The 1,593-nt window shown below is 62.6% G+C and carries 3 protein-coding genes and 1 pseudogene; all 4 read right to left on the bottom strand.

The genetic code is table 11. From position 1 onward, the window contains the following. On the bottom strand, window positions 1–439 hold a 439-nt coding region (locus tag H6M51_RS24125; protein WP_210314928.1), incomplete at its 3' end, for a transposase. A gap of 45 nt (window positions 440–484) precedes the next feature. Beyond that, complete coding sequence (tnpB, locus tag H6M51_RS24130) at window positions 485–832, bottom strand: IS66 family insertion sequence element accessory protein TnpB (RefSeq protein ID WP_185812303.1); 348 nt, start codon at window positions 830–832, stop codon at window positions 485–487. Next, window positions 829–1,239 carry an IS66-like element accessory protein TnpA gene (gene tnpA, locus H6M51_RS24805; protein ID WP_246780677.1) on the bottom strand — a complete coding sequence of 137 codons (411 nt, stop codon included), beginning with the start codon at window positions 1,237–1,239 and terminating at the stop codon, window positions 829–831. Before tnpA ends, tnpB begins: the two co-directional genes overlap by 4 nt. 78 nt (window positions 1,240–1,317) lie before the next feature. After that, window positions 1,318–1,593, bottom strand: a pseudogene (locus H6M51_RS24140) (ATP-binding protein); the annotation flags it as partial.

Here is a 1,593-nt window from a genome sequence, read left to right on the forward strand (position 1 = left end):
TTGCCGAGCCGCAGCAGGGGCAACTGGCTGGAGCGGCGATAACGACACGTTCACGCGGCAGATGTTCAGGAAAGGGCTTGCGTGACGGACGCTTGCGCTCGAAGGCCCTGACCGTCGAGGCACTGGCTGCGATCTCTGCATCCAGTTCATCTTCGCCGGCATCAGCCTCCAGTTCCTCAAGCTGCAGTTCCATCTGCTCGAGAAGCCGCGCCTTGCGTTCGGAGCGACTGCCGTAGAGGTCGCGCCGGACCTTCTCGATCTCTAGCTTCAGCCGCGCGATTAGCGCCTCGGAATGCGATACTAGCGCCTTCGCGCTGGCAGCTTCCGCCTTGGCGGTCGCCGCCTCTGCCTCGGCAGCAACACGCCGCGCGCGCTCTTCGGCAAGCAGTGCGAGTGCACTGGCAAGGTCGTCCGGAAGCTGTTCGACGGGGGTGTTCATGGCGAGATGGAATCATATTCGCTCCCGCCATTCCAGCATTTTTGCTTATCCGGCCGAGGTCGGTCGCCAGGTTTTTTGCGGCATCCGCCAGTCTATACCTTCCAGCAAATAACTGAGCTGCGCCGGCGTAATCACGACCGTCCCATCGGCCGCCGACGGCCATATGAAGCGTCCCAGTTCCAGCTTCTTCGTGAACAGGCATGCTCCCTGGCCATCATGCCAGATGACCTTGATCAGGCCACCGCCACGACCGCGGAACACGAACAGATGCCCGCACATCGGATCGCGCTTCAGCGTCTCCTGCACCATCAGCGACAGACCGGGAAAGCCTTTGCGCATGTCTGTATGGCCCGTTGCCAGCCAGACCTTCACACCAGCGGGGACCGGGATCATCGCCGACCCAGTACACAATCGAGAATGCGGCCAAGCGCCTCCGTGTCGATGTCGCTATCCACGCGGACGCGCCGACCGCGGCCCAGCTCAATCATCACATCGCTACGCTTGCGGCGGGGCTGCGATGAGGCCGGCGCTTCCGAGGCAACGGGTTGGACTGCCGGCGCGGCCTCCGATACGATCACGGGCACCAAGGTGTTCGCCGTCTCGGTTCTCGGTTCCTCGATTTGGCAAAGCTCCTTGCGCCACCGAAAGAGCTGGCTGACGTGGATGCCAGCCGATCGCGCAATCTCGGAAAGCACCGCCCCAGGCTCAAGGCAGGCTGCAACGAGCCGCTCCTTATCTTCGCGCGACCAGCGCCGACGGCGCTCGACAGACGTGATCACTTCAATCGGATGCTTCGTCATAGGACTACTCCTAGTGTTTGCACTAGGACTTCCGATGTTCGCATCAACCTCGCAAGACGGTCTTCACCGGGGGCTTGCGTCGTCGAGGATGAGTAGGTCTGTTCTGGCGAGCGCCTTGAGGACCTTGGGATAGCGGCCGTCGCCGCGCGCCAGTGCAAGAGTGGCGAACAGCCTCGGCAGGCGATGATAGGCGACGGAGAAGTCCTCGCGGCATGCCTTGTGTCCGAGCGCGCAGGCCAGCCAGCTCTTGCCGACGCCGGCGGGTCCGATCAGCAGGAGAGAGCTGGCTCGGTTTGTCTGAACAGCTTCGGGCGTTTCGCTAAGTGGATTTCCGCCTCGATTATGCCGCCACCA

The organism is Rhizobium sp. AQ_MP, from assembly GCF_014237835.1.
In the GTDB taxonomy this organism is placed as follows: Bacteria; Pseudomonadota; Alphaproteobacteria; order Rhizobiales; family Rhizobiaceae; genus Allorhizobium.